The 20,876-nt window shown below is 72.6% G+C and carries 15 protein-coding genes and 3 pseudogenes; 13 read left to right on the top strand and 5 right to left on the bottom strand.

Translation table 11 applies throughout. The features are described 5' to 3' along the window. Positions 1–22: 22 nt before the first annotated feature. Complete coding sequence (locus tag SACTE_RS35625; RefSeq protein WP_014049526.1) at positions 23–661, bottom strand: WXG100 family type VII secretion target; 639 nt, start codon at positions 659–661, stop codon at positions 23–25. Between the two features lie 445 nt (positions 662–1,106). Between SACTE_RS35625 and SACTE_RS28760 the strand changes: the two genes are divergently transcribed. Both SACTE_RS28760 and SACTE_RS34420 read left to right on the top strand, forming a co-directional pair. After that, positions 1,107–3,176, top strand: coding sequence for a polyprenyl synthetase family protein (locus tag SACTE_RS28760; protein WP_014049527.1), 2,070 nt, complete (start codon positions 1,107–1,109; stop codon positions 3,174–3,176). 82 nt (positions 3,177–3,258) lie between these two features. Then, on the top strand, positions 3,259–3,402 hold the full coding sequence (locus tag SACTE_RS34420; RefSeq protein ID WP_157839233.1) for a hypothetical protein: 144 nt from the start codon (positions 3,259–3,261) through the stop codon (positions 3,400–3,402). A 34-nt stretch (positions 3,403–3,436) separates the two neighbouring features. Here the strand turns inward: SACTE_RS34420 and SACTE_RS28765 are convergent, their stop codons facing one another. Continuing rightward, positions 3,437–3,703 (bottom strand): hypothetical protein, encoded by a 267-nt coding sequence (locus SACTE_RS28765; protein ID WP_014049528.1) that lies wholly within the window; start codon positions 3,701–3,703, stop codon positions 3,437–3,439. Positions 3,704–3,883: 180 nt separating this feature from the next. Here SACTE_RS28765 and SACTE_RS28770 point away from each other — a divergent pair, with 180 nt between their 5' ends. Beyond that, positions 3,884–5,098 (top strand): FAD-dependent oxidoreductase, encoded by a 1,215-nt coding sequence (locus tag SACTE_RS28770; RefSeq protein WP_014049529.1) that lies wholly within the window; start codon positions 3,884–3,886, stop codon positions 5,096–5,098. Next, positions 5,095–6,078, top strand: a complete 984-nt coding sequence (sigJ, locus tag SACTE_RS28775) for an RNA polymerase sigma factor SigJ (protein WP_026359070.1) — start codon at positions 5,095–5,097, stop codon at positions 6,076–6,078. The genes SACTE_RS28770 and sigJ overlap by 4 nt, the downstream gene beginning before the upstream one ends. A gap of 51 nt (positions 6,079–6,129) precedes the next feature. On the opposite strand, the gene SACTE_RS28780 is transcribed toward sigJ, so the two are convergent. Beyond that, the gene (locus tag SACTE_RS28780; RefSeq protein ID WP_014049531.1) at positions 6,130–7,542 is read right to left on the bottom strand and encodes a VanZ family protein; all 1,413 of its coding nucleotides are present in this window, start codon (positions 7,540–7,542) and stop codon (positions 6,130–6,132) included. A gap of 262 nt (positions 7,543–7,804) precedes the next feature. Between SACTE_RS28780 and SACTE_RS28785 the strand changes: the two genes are divergently transcribed. Continuing rightward, a complete protein-coding gene (locus SACTE_RS28785; RefSeq protein ID WP_014049532.1) occupies positions 7,805–8,434 on the top strand; it encodes a hypothetical protein in 630 nt (209 codons plus the stop codon). Between the two features lie 128 nt (positions 8,435–8,562). Here the strand turns inward: SACTE_RS28785 and SACTE_RS28790 are convergent, their stop codons facing one another. Continuing rightward, positions 8,563–9,672: a CU044_5270 family protein gene (locus SACTE_RS28790; RefSeq protein ID WP_014049533.1), complete on the bottom strand. Its 1,110-nt coding sequence runs from the start codon at positions 9,670–9,672 to the stop codon at positions 8,563–8,565. Further along, complete coding sequence (locus SACTE_RS28795; RefSeq protein WP_014049534.1) at positions 9,669–10,337, bottom strand: RNA polymerase sigma factor; 669 nt, start codon at positions 10,335–10,337, stop codon at positions 9,669–9,671. The genes SACTE_RS28790 and SACTE_RS28795 overlap by 4 nt, the downstream gene beginning before the upstream one ends. A 340-nt stretch (positions 10,338–10,677) precedes the next feature. On the opposite strand from SACTE_RS28795, the pseudogene SACTE_RS35265 reads away from it, so the two are divergent. The 8 genes and pseudogenes from SACTE_RS35265 to fxsT form a co-directional block, all read left to right on the top strand. Continuing rightward, positions 10,678–10,773 (top strand): annotated as a pseudogene (locus SACTE_RS35265) (arabinan endo-1,5-alpha-L-arabinosidase); the annotation flags it as partial. A 50-nt stretch (positions 10,774–10,823) separates the two neighbouring features. Beyond that, a pseudogene (locus SACTE_RS35270) lies at positions 10,824–11,159 on the top strand (ATP-grasp domain-containing protein); the annotation flags it as partial. Between the two features lie 94 nt (positions 11,160–11,253). Continuing rightward, positions 11,254–11,388 carry a hypothetical protein gene (locus SACTE_RS35475; RefSeq protein WP_256059209.1) on the top strand — a complete coding sequence of 45 codons (135 nt, stop codon included), beginning with the start codon at positions 11,254–11,256 and terminating at the stop codon, positions 11,386–11,388. A gap of 238 nt (positions 11,389–11,626) precedes the next feature. Beyond that, positions 11,627–12,595: pseudogene (locus SACTE_RS28805) on the top strand (pectinesterase family protein); the annotation flags it as partial. A gap of 189 nt (positions 12,596–12,784) precedes the next feature. Next, the gene (locus tag SACTE_RS28810; protein ID WP_014049537.1) at positions 12,785–13,792 is read left to right on the top strand and encodes a LacI family DNA-binding transcriptional regulator; all 1,008 of its coding nucleotides are present in this window, start codon (positions 12,785–12,787) and stop codon (positions 13,790–13,792) included. 201 nt (positions 13,793–13,993) lie between these two features. After that, positions 13,994–15,487 (top strand): hypothetical protein, encoded by a 1,494-nt coding sequence (locus SACTE_RS28815; protein ID WP_014049538.1) that lies wholly within the window; start codon positions 13,994–13,996, stop codon positions 15,485–15,487. Continuing rightward, a complete protein-coding gene (locus tag SACTE_RS28820; RefSeq protein ID WP_014049539.1) occupies positions 15,484–16,533 on the top strand; it encodes an AAA family ATPase in 1,050 nt (349 codons plus the stop codon). The genes SACTE_RS28815 and SACTE_RS28820 overlap by 4 nt, the downstream gene beginning before the upstream one ends. After that, positions 16,533–20,870 carry an FxSxx-COOH system tetratricopeptide repeat protein gene (gene fxsT / locus SACTE_RS28825; RefSeq protein WP_014049540.1) on the top strand — a complete coding sequence of 1,446 codons (4,338 nt, stop codon included), beginning with the start codon at positions 16,533–16,535 and terminating at the stop codon, positions 20,868–20,870. The genes SACTE_RS28820 and fxsT overlap by 1 nt, the downstream gene beginning before the upstream one ends. Positions 20,871–20,876 lie beyond the last annotated feature (6 nt).

Consider the following 20,876-nt stretch of genomic DNA (forward strand, 5'->3'; position numbering starts at 1 on the left):
CCTGGTACTCGTCGGGCAGGTCCTACGAGTACCAGCCCCCCAGCAACTGCGCGAGCTCCGGGAAGCGGGCGCGCCACTCCCAGTCGGTCCGCGGCGGTGCGGGCGGCGGGGCCTGACCGGTCTCGACGCTCTCCTTGAGGCGGTCCGCGAGCATCAGCAGCCAGGCTTGGATCTGCGCGTCCGGCAGCCCCACATCAGGCAGGGGGCAGAACTCGCCCAGGCGAGGCCGCAGCCGCCCCGGAGGGTTGCGGGCGCATTCACGGAGCTGGAACTCGGCGTTGGCGATGGACCAGGGGCGTGTGCGGCAGGTGCGACGCAGACAGTCGGTGATCGCCTCCTCGTCATCGGCGGTCCGCCCCAGGTAGGCGCGGTCGACCTGGTCCAACTCGCCCTCTGCATGGTCATGTTCGAGCGGCTTGAGGGACACGGGTGCCTCTAGAGATAGATCGAGGCGGTGGAGTGGACGGCGCATCTGCCGGTCCCACTTGTCGAGCTCGTCCACGAACGTGTCCCGGGCCTCCCCCTCCCAGGTGAGGACGACCTTCTCGGTCCTGGCGTAAAGCGTTTCGAGCTTCTCGTTGAGCTGTTTGATTATGTCCTCAAGATCGTCGGCCAGATCCCGCAGGGCGGAGAAAGTGACGCCTATGTGGTCGTCGGACACGCGAGGTTCCTCCTGGTGTGTTCGTTCAGAGGTCGTCGAACCTGCTGCGCGGCGGCGCGGTGTCCTCGGAGAGCTCACGCGCTTCTGTTGCCGGTGGCCGTGCGAACGCACCGACCACGTACTCCAGACAGAAGGCGGCCACCAGGCCGGAAATTCAGGCCGTCCGGGCCGGGTGACCGGATGTTGCCAGGAAGCTGTGGGCCGCCGAACCGGCGGGGACCAGACCTGAGGGCCGTATCCGACTGGGTCGTTCGCGGGCCGAAGCGGTGGCCGTTCATACGATCAGGGGGTTTGGCGCTGCCCGCATGCGGACATCGGCCGTGCTCCTGTTTCCTGACGAGGAGGCGTGGGGGAGGCCATGACGGGGGCGGTGCCGCCGCACCGTGTGCCTGGTTCCGGCTGCCCTCCCGCTCGCTGAGCCTCGACCAGCGTCAGGAGTTGCACCATGCCATCTTCTGGGATCGATCTCGCTGTATTCCCCCGTCTCCAGGCCGACTTGGACAGGGTCCGTGACGCCTTCGGGCCGGTGCGCGTCCACGGCCGGCCCGAGCTCGACGCGCTCACGCACGAAGAGACCGGCGCCTCCCGAGGCCTGGTCCGTCCCACCCTCGCTCTCCTCTCGTACTACGTCCTCACCGATCCTTCGGAGCCGGCCGACGACCGCGCCGTGCTCGCCGCCGCAGCCGCGGAGCTGCTGCACCTGGGCGCGCTCTACCACGACGACGTCATGGACCACGCCTACGAGCGCCGGGGCCGCCCCAGCGCCAACGCACTGTGGGGCCAGCACCTCGCCATCCTCGCGGGGGACTGCGTGATGCTCTCGGGCCTGGGCATGCTGGCGGAGCTGGGCCGGCGCGAAGTCGCCGAGGGGGTCGCGGCGAGTGAACGGATGTGCGCCGGGATGGTGCGGGAATCGGCCGACCTGCACGCGGCGTCGCGCAGTGAGGAGTCCTACCTCCAGGCGGTCGGCGGCAAGACGGCGGAGCTGTTCGCCCTGGCCTGCCGACTGGGGGCGATGCAGGCGAACGGCAACGGCGGCCGTCAGGAGGACGGCCGGGAAGAGGCCCTCGCCGGGTTCGGGTGGCAGCTCGGGCACGCCTACCAGTTACGCGATGACATCCTCGACCTGACGTCCACGGCCGAGGAGTTGGGCAAGCCGGTCAACACGGATCTCGCCGAGGGCGTCTACACCCTCCCCGTGATCCGCGCGGTCTCCCGTGACCAGGGCCTCGCCCGGCTGCTGGGCAAGGAGCTGACGCAGGAGGAAGCCGCACGTGCCCGGGGCCTCGTACTCGCCTCGGGCGCGGTGGAGGAGACGCAGGCGGTCGCCGACGCCTACGTGGTGAGAGCGGCGGACCGGCTCTCCACCCTGACGGACCACCCCCGTGCCCTGGACGAGCTGAAGTCGTACGCCCGCACTCTGCTTCGCGGGCGCGGCGCCCGCGCCGCCGTGGTCCCCCGCCAGGCCCGGCAGGAGTCACAGGCCCGAGCAGGCGCACACGGGGAGCAGGTCACCCGGTGGGTGAAGAACTGGCTCGTGGAGACCGGCCTGGCGGCCACCCCGGCGGAGGCCGACCACCACCGACTGTCCGGGGCCATGTGGATGATCGAGCGGATCCTCCCCCAGGCGGCGGGTGCGCCTGCCGACGGGGAGGGCGGTGACGACGACTCCTCCGCGAGGAAGCGGGCCACCGCTGCCATGGGCACGCTGATCTGTGTCTGGGACGACATCTTCGAGGACCCGCTGCTGACGAGTCCACGTGCCGTCACCGAGCTGCGGGAGGACCTGGTGGCGACCTTGCGCCAGGACCCTGCCGCACCGTGGACGCACGGGGCGATCCCGACGGCGTGGGCGCGGTTGTGGCCGCGTCTGCGCGCAGGCAGGACGGCGCGGTGGCAGGAGGCGTTCCTCGACAGCATCGAGCAGACCTTCCACGCCTGCGAGCGTGAGGCGCACCACCGCATCAGCGGTCACATCCCCTCGACGGGGGACTACCTCCCGCTGCGGAGGTCGACCAGCGGGTTCGAGATCGGCATGGGGTGCTCGGAGGTCCTCCAGAACCGGGAGATCCCCCCGACGCTGCGCGGCCACCGGATGGTCCGACGGCTCGAAGAACTGGCCTTCTTCGTCATCTTCGCCGAGAACGACCTGGCGGGACTGGACCAGGACGAGGCTGACGGGATCCCCTACAACCTGGTCAGGGTGATCCGCCACGAGACCGGATGCGGCCGCGCGGAGGCCGTCGAGCGGGTGGAGCGCCAAGTGGCCGAGAAACGAGCCCAGTACAACGCGATCCTCACCTACGTGCCCGTGCTCTTCCGCACGCTGCCCGGCCTCTCCGGCGACAGTGACGGGTACGCGGCGATCTACGACCGGTTGAAGCTGTTCGTCGATGTGCGGCAGCGCGGGTCCGAACGGTACCGGCCGAACACCCTGGCCGTGGGGCCGGACCTGGAGCGGCTGCGCCGGGAGATCAGCCGACGGCCGGCCGCCCCGGTGTCCTCCGAGCGCTAGTCCGGCGCGTGGAGGGAGATTCGCCGCAGGTGCCGGCCGTCCTCACTCCATCCCGCGTTTGCCCGGTGCCCAGAACGGCTCGGTGAGGACCGCCCGCCGGTCCCAGCCCGCTCCCGGTCCTGGCGACCCACTGCACCTGTCCCGGGGCGAGGCCGAGGAGACCGGCCTCAACGCCGCCCTCTTCGCCCTCCCCGCAGTCGTTGCCTGGCTCTCCGGCACCTGGTGAGCGTGCGCGGGGGGCGTCGCAGGCCCCCGGGGAGTCAGGCGACCGGGGACAGCTTCTTCGCCGTACTGCAGTGCTTCGTCCGCGCGTGACGCCACAACTGCACCGTGGTCAGGGCGAGCAGCGCGGCGAACACGACGAGGAAGACGGCCGTGATCACCGTCTGCCGGGCGCCCGCCGCCGTGTCGTCGTAGGAGAGCAGGCCGAGGGCGGACAGCAGCATCCCCGCCACGTACACCGAGCGGACGCGCCGCAGCTGCCGCACCGCACGAGGAGCAAGAGCAACACGCTTCACGAGAGCCATGCTCACCTCCTTACCCCCTCCACGGCGGATGAGACGTCGACTTTCCCGGTGAGTGCGTGCCCACCCAGGCTCGCTCCGGCCGTGACGTGAGTCACACCGGTCCCATGTCACGGATCGGGCCGCTGCTCCCATCCCATGCGCGTCGAGACCCCGCGAGTGGAAGTGGAAGAGGGCCGAGCGATGAACACACAGCACGAGACGGGTACGGGGGCGGGAACCGCCCACCGCGTCCTGGTCCTGGGGGCCGGATACGCCGGGATCGCGGCGGCCGTCCAGCTCGCGGCGCGGACCGCGCGGCGCACGGACGTGGCGGTGACCGTGGTCGACGCGCAGGAGCGGTTCACCGAGCGGCTGCGGCTGCACATGACGGCGACCGGACAGCAGCTCGCGGAGCTGAGCGTCCCCGCGCTGCTGGAGGGCACGGGTGCGCGGTTCGTACGCGGCTGGGTCACCTCGGTCGACGCGGACGCGAGGACGGTCCGCCTCGACGACGAACGCTGCCTGTGCTACGACACGCTCGTGTACGCGCTGGGCGGCGTCGCCGACACGGCGGCTGTGCCCGGGGCCGGGGAACACGCGTACACCCTGAACGGCACCCAGGACGCCCAGGTGCTGGCCGAGCGGCTGGACCGGCTCGGCGGCGGCACCGTGGTGGTCTGCGGCAACGGCCCCACCGGCATCGAGGCGGCGGCCGAGATCGCCGAACGGCACCCGGAGCTGGGCGTCGTCCTGCTGGGCCGCCGGGAACCCGGCACGGCCTTGCACCCGCGGGCCGGGGCGTACCTGCGCGGCGCGCTGGACCGGCTGGGCGTCCAGGTGCGCGGCGGCACGACCGTGGTCGGGATACGGCCCGGCGCGGTGGAGACGGCGGACGGCGGGAGCATCGCCGCCGACGTTGTCCTGTGGGCCGGGGGCACGCGCGTGTCACCGATCGCCGCCGCCGCAGGACTGGCCGTCGACGCACGCGGCCGCGTCGTCACCGACGAAACCCTGCGGTCGGTGTCCCACCCGCAGGTGTACGCGGTGGGCGACGCGGCGGCGATCCGCCAGGGTTACGGCGTCATGCACGGCACCTGCCAGGGCGGCATGCCCTCGGGGGTCCACGCCGCCGTGTCGATCGTGCGCGCGCTGCGGGGCAAGCAGCCGAAGCCGTTCCGTTTCGGCTATTACCACACGCCGGTGAGCCTCGGACGGCACGACGGCGTCGTCCAGTTCACGCATCCGGACGACAGTCCCCGGCGGATCTATCTGACCGGCCGCGCCGCCGCCCGGTACAAAGAGGTGGTGACCGCCTCACCCTGGCCGACGTACGGCCGAATGAAGAAGATGCCCGCGTCGGGCGCGTTCTGGCCGCGCGGTGGCCGCTCCACCCGGGTGAGGGGCGGCGTGCGATGACACAACAGCCTGAGCAGGCAGACCCGTTGGTGTTCCAGCGGCACCGGTCCCTGCTCTTCTCGGTGGCCTACCGCATCCTCGGCTCGGCGGCCGACGCGGAGGACGCGGTCCAGGACGCCTGGATCAAGTGGTCGGCCGCCGACCGCTCGCAGGTGGCGGACCCCAGGGCGTATCTGGCGCGGATCGTGTCGAACCTCGCCCTGGAACGCCTGCGGTCCACCCGGAACAAGCGGGAGACCTATGTGGGCCCCTGGCTCCCCGAACCCATCCTCACCGGCGCGGAGAACGCCGGTGGCATCGGGAGCACGGGGAACACGGGGAACGCCTGGAGTACGGCCACCGCCGACGCCGCCGATACCGTCGTGAACGCCGAATCCGTGTCGATGGCGATGCTGGTGGTGCTGGAGACGCTGAGCCCGCTGGAACGCGCGGTGTTCGTGCTGAAGGAGGTCTTCGGGTTCAGTCACGCCGAGATCGCGGAGACCGTGGAGCGCTCCGAGGCCGCGGTGCGCCAGGCCGCCCACCGGGCCCGTGAGCACGTACGGGCCGGACGGCCGCGCTTCCCGGCCGACCGGTCGCGGCAGCGCGAGGTCACCGAGCGCTTCCTCGCCGCCGCCACCGGAGGCGACGTCAACGCTCTGATGGAACTGCTGTCCCCGGACGTCACCCTGTGGACCGACGGCGGCGGCAAGGTCCGCCAGGCCCTGCGTCCGGTCGTGGGCGCACAGACGGTGGCGGCCTGGTTCGCGGCCATCGGCACCGTCAGCTACCAGGGCGTCGAGCCCACCGACATGCACGCGGAGCTCGTCGAGATCAACGGTGGCCCGGGGCTGCTCTTCAGTGCCCCGGGGCGGCCGGTCGCCACGGTCACCTTCGACTTCGACGCGGAGGGCAGCATCACCGCCGTCCACAACGTGGCCAACCCCGACAAGCTCCGGGCGGTCGCGGAGGGCACCACTCACGACGTACGAGTCCGGTGAGAGGAGGCGGGCCGCTGCCCCGGCGTCGCGGGCGGCTCGACGGACGGCCCGTCAGGAGTCCGGCAACTCGACCGTCTCGACCGATTCCTCCGCCGTCGGCGGGAGAACGGTGGGCAGCCCGTGGGGCGGGGTGGGCCGGTCGTCGACCTGTCCCGTCTCCGCGTCCACGTACACCGGCACCACGTCCACGGTCACCGGAGCCCCGGCAGCCGTCACCGGGGCGCTCGCCACGGGAACGAACCACTGCGCACGCCACGCCCCGTCGCGCCGGACCGCCAGCAGCTCCACGGCCCCCGACACCGCCCCGGGGTAGTACGCGGCCGCGGCGGCCAGAGCCCGCTTCTCGCTCACTCTGCGCGGCGGGAACGTGGTGGGCGCGTCCTTCACGTGCCGCGCCAGCAGTGCCGCGACGCGGCCCTCCCGGTCGATCCGGACGTCCAGCCGGGTCGGCGCCACCACACCGTCGGTGTTCCCCCGCCACGCGACCACCCAGCCGGACTCCGCCCGAGCCCCGACGGGTGTGGACGTGGCGATGGTCCCGGACAGGGCCCAGGGGAATCGTTCCTCCGCGTACGAGGTGGCCGTGCGCAGGGCGTCGTCGGCGTTCCTGGGTCCCGCCGCCCCCGCCACCGGGAAGCCGGCCGGACCGGGCTGCTCCGGCGGCGTCGAGAAGTCGGCCGAGAACACCTCCCCGTCCGGCCCGCTCAGCTCCGCGGATCCTGTCTCCAGGGCGATGAGGAGTGTGTCGGCTCCTCCGTCCCAGCCGGGCATGACCTGGACGTTCACGATGCGCTCGTGGTCACCGAAGGCGGCCGTGACCGCCTGCCGTGCCGCCTCCCGCTCCGCTCCTCCCGCGAGCCGCAGGCTGGTCGGGTCGACGGCCACCGGAGTGATCCAGCAACTCCCCACGACGCCGCAGACCAGGATCCCCGAGCCGAAGGCGAGCAGCGTGGGCCTGAGAGCGGACGTCAGGGGCCGGAGCCCACCGCGGAAGGCCCGGACCGACGCCGCACCGGCGAGGGCCCCCAGCGCCGCGCCCAGCACGTTCATCTGTACATCGCTGGAGTCGCAGGACCGCCCGATCCAGGGAAGCAGCCCCTGGCACAGTTCGGTGACCACGGACAGCGACGACGCCCCCAGGAACACGGGGACGACGCGCCGGACGGCCAGGACGCCGAGGAACCCCACGACCAGGAACATCGCCAGATTGAGCAGCCCTTGCTCCGTCGCGAAGGGCTCACCCAGGTCCCGGACGACGACGCACCGGCGGGATTCGCCGCCTGCCGAGGGCAGAAGCAGCGTGACGCCCACCTCGGCCGTGAGCGCGGCCGCCAGCCCGGCGTAGGACCAGGGGCGCCTGGTGTGCTTCCGCGCCCCGAGATATGCCAGGAGAGCCGCGGCCGACACGGCCCCCGCGGCGACCAGGACGAACGCGCCCTGATCCTTGAAGACGGCTTCGAGCATGAGTGGGCAACACCTTTGACAGGAAGTCAGTCCCGACACGCGGGTCAACAAGGTCGACCAGCGGGGCCGTTCACCGGGGAGGAGTCGCAGGCCGGACCCCCTGGAAGGGGATGCGCACCCGCTCCGCGCGGTTCCCGCAGGCGCCGGCCGGGGTACGGACGTGTGGGTTCCGTCGCCCGTACGGGGGTGTGGACGGGTGACGAACGTGTGATCCCGGGCACCAGAAGGGCTGACCGTCCCCCGACCCCGTGAGGAGCCGACCGTGGCCCTGGTGCAGCTCGACCTTCCCCACCCGACGGCGATGCGCGGGCGCTGGGCGGCGCTCGCCGCGGTCCAGGCAGCCTCGGGGCGCGGCGAGCGGTGCCAGGCGCACTGGCCGCTCTGGCACTACGACGACGGGCACGGCAGCTGGGCCGACCTGCACCATCTCGACGAGGGGCGCGCGGTGCTGCTCGGGCAGGACCGGAACGACTCGGAGACGTACTACGCCGAGGCCGCCGACTTCTTCGAGGAGAAGGAGACCGACCTGCTGGCCGGAGCCCCCGCGTGGTGGGAGCCGCCCGTGCGACGGGTCCGGGACGCGGACGCCGACCTCTTCCTCGCCTTCGTCTACGGCTTCGACGGCACGGCCTGGTGGCGGGCCCCGTACGACGCCGAGGACGGGTTCGGCAGCGTGGGACTGCCCGCCCTCGACGACGACCGCACCCGCGCGGCGATCAGGGCCGCCACCGGGCACGCCCCCGACGGCGACGAGCCGCCCCGGGCCGCCCTCGACACGCTGATCGCCGCGGACGGAGAGGTCGACGAAGCGCTTCTGGCCGCGGTCGTACCCCCGTCCGACACGGACGTGGCGGTGGGTGCGGCGGCGGCCCGGGGGTTCCTGGCCCGCTGACCCCGGCGATCCCGCTGATCCCGGTGCGTTCGGTGCGTGGTGCTCGGCGTGCCGAACGGAGCCGGTCACGGACGGGAGCGGACGGCTGCCGGGGCGCGTGTCCACGCCCCGGCAGCTTCCGTCGGGGGTCAGGTCGTCGACGGCTTCCCGGCCGACGACTTCTGGGCCGACGACTTGTGGTCCGACGGCCTCTCGCGCAGGGCGTCGACGACCGCGCGCTCCAGGACCGCCGACTCGCTGAGCGGGGTGCCCTTCCTGCCCATGGTGCTGTCCCTGATGAGGTAGCTCCGGTCGCCCAGGTACTCCAGGGTGGTCGAGTCGAAGATCCAGACGGTGCGCCAGCCGGACCGGGTGTTGTCGCGGGCCACACCGATCCCGTGCCGGCCGGCCGCGTCCACCGCGTCGGAGTCCACGGTCACGCCGGGGATCTTCGCCGCCGCCTTGTAGAGGGCCGCCGCGGTCTTCGGCGGCATCACCGTCTCCATCAGCAGCTGACCGATGGCGTCGAAGGTGTCCTGGGCCCGGTCACGGTCCTCGGCCGGGGTGTCGCGCGCGTCCTGGTCCCGGGTGATCTCGGTGTCGAGCCGCCGGAGCAGGACGTCGGCGTCGGTGGGCAGCGAGGCCAGCCAGGCGTACGTCGGGCGGTTGAGGCCCGCCGGGTAGCCGACAGGGGTCTCACCGTCCGGGACCCCGACGGTGATCGGGAAGTACGAGCCGTCCTGATGGATCAGGCCCTCGTCGATCACCGGCCCCGGCTCCTGCGACATCCAGACCTCGCGCTCGCCGGGCTCGGACAGCTTCACCGGGCCGCCGTATTCGCCCTCGTTCCCGGCCTGCAGTGTCTTGACGTACACGAACTGGTCGCCTGTGACCGCCTGTTCGTCGCTCTTCTCGGCGACCGAGGCGATCCGGTCGAGCAGTACGGCCGCGCGCGGGGCCGTGGCCTGGGAGGACGTGCCCGCGGGGGACGGTGCCGGAGTGCTGTCCTGGCCGGTCACGGCGATCGTGGTGAGCAGCACTCCGCCCAGGGCCAGCCCCGCGGCGGGCAGCAGGACGGCGGGGCGCGGGAGGCGGGGGCGTGCGGTGGCGCGGTCGCCGTCCTGGTCGATCAGACGCATCAGGGTGTCCTTGTGGTGAAGATGACGGCCCGGGGGCAGGTCCCGTTCGGCCGGGGCCGGCAGCAGCCGGGCCAGTTCCTCGTGTTCGGCCCGCTCGGGGCCGGAGGTACGGTCGTTCATCGGGCTTCCTCCTGGATGGGCAGGGCCACGAACGCGGCCCTGCTCTCTACCTCTCCGCGGCCGGAGCGGGGTTCCCGGCCGGATCGGACCACCTCTCCCGGTCGCGCTCCCCGCACGGCCCCGTCCGGCTCCTGGCCGAGCTCCTCGTCGGTGAGCCGGCGCAGCCGGGTACGGGCACGGGACAGCCGTGACCGTACGGTGCCGACCGGGACGCCCAGCGCCTCGGCGGCCTCGGCGTAGTCCAGCCCGGACCAGACGCAGAGGACCAGCACCTCGCGTTCCTGGCGGCGGAGCCCGCCCAGCGCACGCTGGACCGCGGCGAGCCGCCGTACGTCGTCGACACGCCCCGCCGTGGCGTCCGCGATGTCCGCCACCGGTTCCGGGGCGGGGCGGCGGGCCAGGAAGGCCAGGCGCCGCCCGATGCCGCGGTTGGCGTTGCGCGCCTTGTTCGTGGCGATCCCCAGCAACCACGGCCGCAGCGAGTCGCCCTCCGGTTCCACGGAGCGGCGGGTACGCCAGGCCGCCAGGAAGGTGTCGGACAGCACTTCCTCGGCCGTCGACCAGTCGCCGGTCAGCCGGTAGGCGTGGTTGTAGACCGCCCGCGCGTACTCCTCGTAGAGCGCGGCGAACGCCTCGCGGTCGCCCGCCCTGATCCGTGCCCGCATGCGCTCCCGATCTCCCTGTTCATCACAGCTCACACCACCTACCTCTCCGGCCGAGCCGAGGGGTTCCGGTGACCCGCGCCACACTGCGGGGCGGCCGATCCGTACCGTGCCGACTGTGTCCGGACTGTTCGCAACACTTGGGCGCGGCCGGTACCGACCGCCTGTGGAACGCCCTCCTCGCCCGTGGGGGAGGGGCGGGTCCGGTGAGGGAGAGGGGCCAGATCGGCCGTTCCGTGCCCGGGAGCGCTCTTCCGGGCCGGAGTGCGGCAACTTCTGACCGGCCGGTGGCGACTGCCCGATACCGCCCCCGACCGAAGGAGAGCCCTCCTCATGAGGCGCGGACGGCGACCTGCTCGTCCACCACTCCAACGACGGCCAGGACAACGGCGCCCCGAAGCCCGGCGTCAACCTGCCGAACCGGAGCAGCGGCTGGCCGGCCGGCTCGGGGCGGCGCTGCTCGAACCGGACGACGGCTGGCTGGACGGTCTGCCGCGTGCCTTCACCGGCCGCCGGGTCCGGCGCGTACCGCTCGACGAGGCCCGCCGGGCCCGCGGGCCGCAGTTCGTGAAGCCGCCCACCGACAAGAGCTTCCCGGCAGCCGTGCACGAGACCGGCGAGACCCTGCCCACACCGGCCGGCCACCCGCACGACGTTCTGGTGCAGATCAGTGAAGTCGTGATCTGGGTGCGGGAGTTCCGGCTCTTCCTGCTGGACGGCGAGATCCGCACCGGCAGCCGGTGCGCGACCTTCGGCCGGCTCGACGCGGCGCCCCTGGCCGGCCATCCGGACGAGGGCGTCGTCCGCGCGTTCGCCCGACGGCTGATGGGGGAGTGCGGCGCCACCCTGCCGAGCGGGGTCGTCGTCGACGTCGGGCTGATGCGGTGGCGGACGGTGACGGGCCCGAGCGGTGTGGGCGGTGGTCGAGGCCAACATGGCCTGGTTCAGCAACGTGTACGCCGCCGACCCCGTCCGTGCCCTCGACCTCGTCCTCCGCTCGGCGGGCCCGGCGGCCGACCTCCGTGCCCCGGACGCCCGTTTCCGCCGGAGGTGACGCGTCACGCGTCCGCGAGAGGCGTGGCCCCGGCAGCGGCATCCCGCACGGCAACCTTTCCGGCCGTCGCGGCGACTACCGCCCGAACCCCACCTCCCCCGAGCGGACGGACCAGGCCATGGCAGTGACCCGACGACGACGCACCCCGCACGGCCCCGCCCGGAACCGGGCCCTGGTGGCGGGCGCGACCGCCTTCCTGGCCGTCGCCTCCCTCCAGGCGTTCGGACCGGCACCCGACGCGGCGGCGGCGACCACCCTGACGGTCGCCAAGGACGGCACCGGGCAGTACACCACCGTGCAGGCGGCGGTGAACGCGATCCCCGCGGGCAACACCGCGCGCGTCGTCGTCTCCATCAGGCCCGGCACCTACCGGGAGACGGTGAAGATCCCGTCGAACAAGCAGAACGTCACCCTCCAGGGCAGCGGCTCCAGCCGCAAGGACACCGTCATCGTCCACGCCAACGCCTCCGGCACGCCCAAGCCCGACGGCTCCGGCACCTACGGCACGAGCGGCAGCGCCACCGTCGCGGCCGAGGCCGACGGCTTCCAGGCCCGCAACCTCACCATCTCCAACGACTTCGACGAGGCCGCGCACCAGGACATGGCCGACCGCCAGGCGGTCGCCCTGCGCACCGCCGCGGACAAGGTGTTCCTCGACTCCGTCATCGTCACCGGCGACCAGGACACGCTGCTGCTCGACACCGCGTCCAAGGCGGCGCTCGGCCGCGTCTACATGGTGAACTCCTATGTCGTCGGCAACGTCGACTTCATCTTCGGGAGGGCCAGCGCGGTCATCGACCGGTCGGTCATCACCCTGAAGAAGCGCTGGGACGGCAGCTCGGCCGGGTACGTCACCGCGCCCAGCACGGCCGCCGGCCGCAAGGGCTTCCTGATCACCGCCTCGACCGTGAACGGAGACGTCGCGGCGGCCGCCTTCCACCTCGGCCGGCCCTGGCACGCCGGCGGGGACGCGTCCCTGGACCCCATGGCCACCTTCCGGGACACCACGCTCGGCGCGGGCGTCAAGTCCGCCCCGTGGACCGACATGAGCGGCTTCTCGTGGAAGGACGACCGCTTCGCCGAGTACAGGAACACCGGACCCGGCTCGGGCCCGGCGAGCAGCGAGCGGCCGCAGCTCACCGACTCCCAGGCCGCGGCACAGGAGACCGCGGACTGGCTGGCCGGCTGGACACCGACGGCGTCCTGAGCCACCGTGGGCGGCGGGGCCGGTCCGGCACACCGGGTCGAAGCGCTTCGACTCCACCCTGGACAGTGCCGGTGAGCGAGTTTAGGCTCCCCGGTGTCTGTGCATGTCAGAGTGGAGAACGGAGCGGAGGCAGGCGCTGTCGAAGCGCTTCACCGGCTCTCTCCCCGCCCCCACGTCAGGGAGAGCCGAATGGTCACGCTTGCCGAGGTCGCCCAGCACGCCGGAGTCTCGGCGAGCACGGTGAGCTATGTCCTCAGCGGGAAGCGGTCGATCTCCGCCTCCACCCGGAAGAGGGTCGAACACAGCATCCAGCAGCTCGGTTACCACCCCAACGCCGGGGCAAGGGCCCTCGCCAGCAGCCGCACCAACATCATCGCGCTGATGGTGCCGCTCCGCACGGACATGTACGTGCCGGTGATGATGGAGATCGCCATCGCCGTCGCCACCACCGCCCGTACACACGGCTACGACGTGCTCCTGCTGACCGGGGAGGAGGGCCCCGCGGCCGTCCGGCGGATCGCCGGGAGCTCGTTGGCCGACGCGATGATCCTGATGGACGTCGAGCTGCACGACGAACGGCTGCCGCTGCTCCGCGAATCGGGCCGTACCGCCGTCCTGATCGGACTGCCCGCCGACACGACGGGTCTGACCTGCGTGGACCTGGACTTCGAGGCCACCGGCGCGCTCTGCGTGGAGCACCTCGCCGGGCTCGGGCACCGCGAGATCGCGGTGATCGGTGAGGCGCCCGCCGTCTACGAGCGCCACACCGGCTTCGCCGAACGGACCGTGGACGGCATTCGCGCCAAGGGGCGGGAGACCGGGACCCGCATCCTGCACCGGCCCTGCGAGGGCGGGTTCGCCGCGATGGGCACCACCCTGTCCCGGATCTTCGACGAACGCCCGGGCACCACCGGCTTCATCGTGCAGAACGAGGCCGCCGTCGAACCCCTGCTCAACCTGCTCCGGCAGCAGGGCCGCGCGGTGCCGGAGGACGTGTCCGTCGTGGCCATCTGCCCCGAACAGGTGGCCACCGGCGCCTCGGTGCGGCTCACCTCCGTCGCCATTCCGGCGCAGGAGATGGGACGCCGCTCGGTGGAGCAGGTGGTGGCCAAGCTCGCGGGCCGCGCCTCGGAGGAGGTCGAACTCCTCGCGCCGGAGCTGACGGTCCGTGAGAGCACCGGACCGGCCCCGGCCTGACCACCGGCTCCGCCCCGGCCGGCCCGCCGCGGCCGACGGTCGCCCATGGGGAGCGAGCGGCTTGTCACGCCGGGTGGTGCGCATGGGCAAGGCGGCGGAGTAGAGCCCAACAGGCCCGGGAATGAACCTGGTTGCTGAAGATCCGACGTGATAGCTTCGCGATCTGTCCGAGGGGCGAACCGGCTCGGTGGGGGATGGTCGGTGGTGACACGTGTGGCGCAAGGGCCCGGCGAGGGCGACGCCTATCTGATCGGGAAACTGGTCAACGAGCTCTGCGCCCTGCCCTGTGTGCGCGACCCCGACCAGTGTGTCCAGCTCGTGGCCCTCGTCGGCATGCACCTCGGGGCGGAACTCACCTACATGCGGAGGAATCCGCGGGTGGACATGGCGGCCCTCGTCATGGACGTGATGAAGCGCCCCGGAGGGCTCGACGCCCTGGTGTTCGCGGTGGAGGTCGTGGCCGGCCCCGAGGACTCGGCCCGGCTGGCCCGGCTGACCGGCGGAGGCTGGCCCAGCGAGGCCGTGGCGGAGCTGGAGCCGGAATTCGACGACGACGCGGTCCAGGAGGCCCGGCGGATGCTCGCCGAGATCCCCGCCCGCGACGACGGCAGACTGTACGCCGTCCTCCACCACGAACTCGGCGTGGACCTCCCGCACGGCCAGTCGCCCTCGCAGCGCTTCGACTTCCTGTGCGAGGTCAGCACCCAGGCCGACGGCCTGCCCCCGGCCCTGGTGTTCCTGGAGATCCTGGCCCCCGACCAGCCGCCGGCGCTCCGCGAGAGGCTCCGTGAGTGGTCCGACCGCTGGGCCCGCGAGGCCGGCCCGGACGCCGTGGCGGCCCTGGACTTCCGCCGGCATGCCATCGCCGCCTTACCGAGGGCCGACCCCGAGGTACCGCGTTGCCTCGTCGTGATGGCGGAGCCCGCCGACGACGGTTCGGCCGACATCTACGTACGGCATTGGGTCAACGCCGCGCCGGGCTACTGGGAGCCGGTGGCCGGCGACGTGGAACGGACCACCCGGGAGACCCTGGCGGCCGCGATCGAGCGGGCGGTCGGCCGCGGCGAGGCACGCTGGGCCGACGTCGAGGAGACGGACGACGAGCTGCCCGTGCAGGTCGAGTTCGTCCTTCCGTTCCAGTACCTCAACCACGACATGGCCCGCGTCGAGCTGGGTACGCGCTCACGTGAACCGGTACCGATCGGGCTGCGCTACCACATCCACCTGCGGAGCCTGGATCGGATGAGAAGCCGCGACCCCGGGCAGCTGAGGCGGTGGCGCGCCCGCTGGCGGCGGCTCAGGCAGACCGGCGCGGCTGAGACCTTTCGCTGGTACGGCGAAACGGACGGACAACTGGACCACTGGCGTGCCACCCTTGCGTCCGAGCCCCAGCTGACCGCGGTCATCCTCGACGTCCCCGCACTGCCGGGCCGCGGTCTGGAAGCGCTCGAGGCCGCCATCGACGAGGGGGTGGGCCTCGCGGCCTGGGACCGCAGACCGGAGAGCCCCGAGCTGGCAGGCGAGGTGCTGACGTTGCTGCTGGGGCACCCGCCTTCCCAACTACCGGCCAAAGTAAGTCAGTTACGTAAAGAAGCCGAAGGGAGGGATCGCGGCGGACTGTTCGTGGGTAGACATTTGGCGTTTTTCTGGGACGATCCCAACCGCCTGGTCGACTGTGAGGAGTTGACGGCATGACCGAGCAGGACACGGCAGCGCAGCCCGTCGCGCCGCCTTCCTGGCGGGTCTTCCACGCGACGGGGCGGCCCCCCGAAGGCGAACCGCCCCGACTGCCCCCGCCGCCGCCCTGGCGCGTCTTCTCCGGCAGCCCGCTCCAGCAACCCCCGCCCGAGGACACACCGTCGGCGCGCCGCCGGCTCGGCGTGGTGCAGGACGGACCCCAGTTACGCGCCGAGGAGATCGACGCGGTCAACGCCGCCCTCCTGCTGCGCCGCCCCCTGCTGATCACGGGGCCGCCCGGGGTCGGCAAATCCACCCTCGCCTATTTGATCGCCCAGGAGCTGGGCCTGGGACGCGTCCTGCCCTGGAGCATCGTCAGCCGCACCACCCTCGGCGGCGGTCTGTACGACTACGACGCCATCGGCCGGGCCCAGGCCATCGCCGCCTGGCGCGCCGGTGCCGAGGGGGAGGAGGGCTCCACTGCCGGTCCTCCCGCCCTGGGTGACTTCCTGACCCTCGGACCGCTCGGGACGGCCCTGCTCGCCTACGGGCGGCCCCGGGTCCTGCTCGTCGACGAGCTGGACAAGAGCGACATCGACCTGCCCAACGACCTGCTCCACGTCCTGGAGAACGGCAGCTACGAGATCCCCGAACTGGTGCGCGCGGGAGCGGGCGAGGTCTCGGTCCTCACCGACGACCCGCACGGACGGGCGGTCGTCGAGGGAGGCCGCGTCGAGTGCGCCGAATTCCCCGTCGTGGTGATCACCAGCAACGGCGAACGTGAGTTCCCGGCCGCCTTCCGGCGCCGCTGCCTGCCCCTGGAGATGCGCCCGCCCAGCCGCGAACAGCTCGTCTCCATCGTCGTCAGCCACCTGCGGGAACACCCCGAGGGCGCCGAGGACCTGGTGGACGACTTCGTCCGGCGGCTGGACGGCGGGGGCACCCAGTCGGTCGACCAGCTGCTGAACGCGGTGCAACTCACCACGGCGCACGGATTCCGGGCCGACTCGGACGGGCGTAAGCTCATCGAGATGCTTCTCCGCGACCTCTCGAAAGGCCGCTGATGAACGGCTCGCCACGGGAACGCGCCCCGGACGACCCGACGGCCGCCTCCGGCGGCACCGCCACGCACGACGCGGACGGCGACGCGAGCTGGCAGGACCTGGGCGACGGACTGTGGCTGGCGGCCGCGTGGAGCCGGGCGGGTCACACCTCGACCGGTGAGGCGGAGACCGGCCCGGACCGGACCCCCGGCCGGCGCCCCGACCTGCCCGCCGACGTCCCGGCGGCCCCCACGGAGCAGGGCGCGCCCGAGACCGTACCCGCCGCGAGTACACAACCCGACGTAGACGTACGCGACTTGGCCCTGCACACCGTGGAGACGGCCACCACCGGCCGTCCCGAGACCCTCGTCCCGCACACCCCGCGCCCCGCGCCCCGCATGGTGCCGCTGAGTCTGGCCAGGGCCCTGCGCGGGCTGGGCCGGCGGGTGCCCTCCCGCCACGAACACCGGCTCGACGAGCCCCGCACCGCGGAGCGGGGGTTGGCCGACGGGCTGTGGATCCCGTACGTGGAACCCGCCCAGGAACGCGCCTTCGACCTGATGCTGCTCGTCGACGACGCGCCCACCATGCCGGTGTGGAGCAGTACGGTCGGCAGGCTGGCGGACGAGGCGGTACACAGCGGCGCCTTCCGCAACGTACGCACCGTCGACGTCGCACTGCCCGACGGGGCGTCACCCGTACTGCGCTGGCCCGGCAACCGCGACGCCGACCCGGCGGAGCTGCTCGACGGCCGCGGGTCACGGCTGTTCCTGGTCGTCACCGACGGGCTCGCCCCCGGCTGGGCGGAGCGCGGGGCCGACGAACTGCTGGGCCGGCTCTCCGCCGCCGGGCCCACCGCGCTGGTCCACCTGCTGCCCCCGTACCTGCGCCACCGGTCCTCGGTCTACCCCTTCCGGGCCCGGCTCGACGCCGGCGGTTTCGGCGCGCTCAACCGCCACCTCCACTGCCATCCCCCGCACGGGGTACCCGACGACGCACGCGCGTTACCCGATACGGGTGACGGTGCGGTGGCCGTTCCGGTGCTCAGTCTGCGCCCGGGGTCGTTCCGGGCATGGGTCGACCTGGTGACCGGCGAACGCGGCGTACGCCGGGCGTTGCCGGTGGTGCTCGCCGGGGCCATGGCCAAGGGTGTCTCCACCCCGGGGCTGCGGGCCCCCCGGACGGACGGGCCGCGCGCGGCGGCGGACGCCGTACGCCGGTTCGTCTCCCTCGCGAGCCCCCTGGCACGGCAGTTGGCCGTCCTGCTGGCGGTGGCGCCCATGCGCTTCGACCTCGTCGAGGAGCTGCGCGACCGGGCCTTCCCCGAGTCGCGCCCCGACCATCTGGCCGAGATCATGATGGGCGGCCTCATCGACTGGGAGCGGGACGGCGAGAGCGGACCCGACTTCGCCGACGGCGTACGCGAGGCGCTGCTGGCCACCAGCAGTCGTTCCCAACTGGCCCGGGCCGTGGGGCTGCTGGCGGAGTCCCGGGCCGGCCGGGCCCAGGGCGTCCGGCTGCGCGCGGCCCTGCGCGACCCCGCGCGGGCCGCGCTCCCGGACACCGAGAGCGGCCCGGCCTGGCTGCGCATCGAGCTGGCCGTGCTGCGGGCCCTGGGAGGGCTGCCCTACCGGCGGCGCGCGGCCCGGCTCAGCGGAGTGGTCCGGCACGGCGCGGGCACGGCACAGGAGGAGACCAGAGATGATAAAGAGGCATTTGATGTGAATGACCATGCCCCCTCTCTCCGGTCGCATCCGACCGTCCCACCAGGAGGATCCGTGTCGCCCACGACACCCGCAGACGTTGACCAGGATGCCCGGAGGTCCGACGAGCGCATGGAAGTCACCGCATCGGGGCTGCGTTTCGTCCGCAGCGGCCAGCCGAAGATCATGGGCAACGTGCCGCCCAAGAACCCCAACTTCACCGGGCGGGAGAGTCTCCTGGCCGCCGTCGAACGGCAGTTGCGCGAGGACGAGACGACCGCCGTCCTGCCGCACGCCCTGCACGGCATGGGCGGGGTCGGCAAGTCACAGATCGCCGTGGAGTACGTCTACCGGCACAGCGGCGAGTTCAACGTCATCTGGTGGATCCCCGCGGAGCAGGAGAACCTGATCCTCGGCGCCCTCGCCGACCTGGCCCGCAGCCTCGGCCTGGAGGTGGGGCCGCAGGCCAACGCCGCGGTGCCCGCCGTGCGCGAGGCCCTGCGCACCGGGAAGCCGTTCGACAACTGGCTGCTGGTCTTCGACAACGCCGAGGACATCGAGTCCGTACGGTCCTACTTCCCCAACGGCGGCCCCGGGAAGATCATCGTCACCTCGCGCAACCGGGAGTGGGAACGCGTCGCGACCCCCCTCAGCGTCGACGTCTTCGACCGTGACGAGAGCATCGTCCTCCTCCAGCGCCGCGCCCGCGGCCTGAGCACCGGCGACGCGGACCGGCTGGCCGCCGCCCTGGGCGACCTGCCGCTCGCCGTCGAGCAGGCCGGAGCCTGGCACGCCGCCACCGGGATGCCCGTGGACGAGTACCTCGGCCTGCTGGAGGAGCGCCGTCCGGAGATCCTCGAACTCGACCCGTCGCCCGACTACCCGCTGCCGGTCGCCGCGGTCTGGGACATCTCGCTGGGCCGCCTCTCGCAGGACAACCCGGCCGCACGCCAACTCCTGGAGATCTGCGCGTGCATGGCCCCGGAACCCATCCCGCTCAACCTGTTCAGGGGCGGGCGCAACGTCCGGATCACAGCCGAGCTCGACCCGGTCCTGCGCGACCCCCTGCTGCTCGCCCGCGCCACCCGGGACCTCAGCAAGCTGTCCCTGGTCAGACTGGACCACAAGACCGGCACCCTGCAGATGCACCGCCTCATGCAGAACGTCATCGTGGCCAGGATGGACCCGCAGGAGCGGGAGATCATGACGAGGGCGGCCCATCTGCTGCTCACGACGGCCAAGCCCGGCGCCCCCGCCTCCCCGGACCAGTGGCCCGCCTACCAGGCGATCCTGCCGCACGTGATCGCCTCCGGGGCGGTCGGGAGCTCCGACGCCTGGGTCCGCGACCTCGTCTACGACATGGTGTTCTTCCTCTACTACTGGGGGGCGCACGAATCGGGCGCCGCCCAGGCCCGGCTGGCCTGGTCCGCATGGCGTGAGCAGTCCGGCGACGAGGACCTGCACGTCATCAGGATCACCAAGCTCCTCGGCTTCTACCTGCGCCTCCTCGGGCGCCCCGACGAGGCCGTCGTCCACAACGAACGGGCGCTGACGATCTCGCGGGGCGCGGACATCCCGGACGAGGAACTCATCGACTCCATGTGGCAGATGGCCGGGGCCCTGCGTCACCGGGGCGAGTTCCGCCAGGCACGCGAACTGGCCCAGGAGGCGTTCACCCGGGCCAGCGACCTCTTCGGGCCCGAGGACCCCACCACGCTGAGCGCGGCCCACGACTACTGCGTCTCCCTGCGGCTCAACGGCGACTTCACCGGGGCCCGGGAGATCGACGAGGAGACGACGCGGCAGCGGGAACTCCTGTACGGGCCGGTCAACGGGCTCACGCTCAACACCCTGAACGGGCTCGCGATCGACATGCGCGAGGCGGGCGACTACCTCGGCGCACGCGCCCTCCAGGAGTCCACCTACGAGCCGTACGTCACGCACTTCGGCGAGACCAACGCCGCCACCATCCGGGCCGCGCTGAACCTCGCCGTGTGCCGCCGCAGGGCCGGTGTGACCGAGGGCGGGGCCGCGCTCGCCGAGCAGACGCTGGAGCGGTTCACCACCCGCTACGGCCTGAACAACACGGACGCGCTCGGCGCCGCGATCCACACCATGGTCGAGCGCCGCCTCAACGGAGACCTCGCCGGCTCCCGGGAGCTGGGCGAGCAGACGCTGACCGCCTACCGCAAGGTCCTGGGCGACCACCACCCGTACACCCAGTTCGCCAAGGTGAACCTGGCCGCGACCCTCCGGGCGCAGGGCGACGTCGACCGGGCCGACACGCTGGACACCGAGGCGGTGGAGAGCCTGCTGAGGTCGCTGGGCGACACCCACGTCAACACGCTGACCGCGTCGATGTGCCGGGCCAACGACCACTACGCGCGGCTGGACTTCGCCCGCGCCAGGGCCGTCGACGAGGACGTCCTGCCCAGGCTCACCGAGACGGCCGGACCCGACCACCCCCTGACGCTCGCCTGCACGGCGAACCTCTCGCTCGACCGGCGCGGCCTCGGCGAGTCCGAGGAGGCCGACCGGCTCAACGCGGCCGCCGTGGCGGGCCTCGCTCGCCTCCTCGGCCGGAGCCACCCGTGGCACACCGCGGCCCGCCTGCACCAGCGCATCGAATGCGACATCGCCCCCCTGCCGATGTGAGGCGGG

This window comes from Streptomyces sp. SirexAA-E (assembly GCF_000177195.2).
GTDB classification, from domain to species: Bacteria; Actinomycetota; Actinomycetes; order Streptomycetales; family Streptomycetaceae; genus Streptomyces; species Streptomyces flavovirens.